Source organism: Hymenobacter persicinus, from assembly GCF_004167665.1.
Lineage (GTDB): Bacteria > Bacteroidota > Bacteroidia > Cytophagales > Hymenobacteraceae > Hymenobacter > Hymenobacter persicinus.
This window is the reverse complement of the sequence record NZ_SEWE01000116.1, coordinates 1-395: the sequence shown is the minus strand read 5'-3', so window position 1 is coordinate 395 and position 395 is coordinate 1. Positions and strand designations below refer to the sequence as shown.

General features: G+C 57.5%; 1 protein-coding gene. It reads right to left on the bottom strand.

The window, feature by feature from the left end; genetic code table 11:
- Positions 1-395 (bottom strand): HAMP domain-containing protein (locus EWM57_RS20820; protein WP_165370605.1); only part of this gene is annotated, 395 nt, incomplete at both ends.

Genomic DNA, 395 nt, shown 5'->3' with positions numbered 1-395 from the left:
GCCACGCGGGTTACTTCGCCGGCGAAGATGTTGAGCGAGTCCACCATCTGATTCAGGATGTTCTTCAGGTCGAGAATCTCGCCGTTCACATTTACCGTCATCTTCTGGGTCAGGTCACCCTTTGCTACCGCGGTGGCCACGTTGGCAATGTCGCGCACCTGCAGCGTCAGGTTCGAGGCCATCGTGTTTACGTTGTCGGTCAGCTCCTTCCAGGTGCCACCGACGCGGGGCACGTTGGCCTGACCGCCAAGTTTGCCTTCGGTACCTACTTCGCGGGCTACCCGGGTTACTTCGTCACCAAAGATGTTCAGGGAGTCCACCATCTGGTTCAAGATGTTCTTCAGCTCCAGGATTTCGCCCTTCACGTTCACCGTCATCTTCTGCGACAAGTCGCC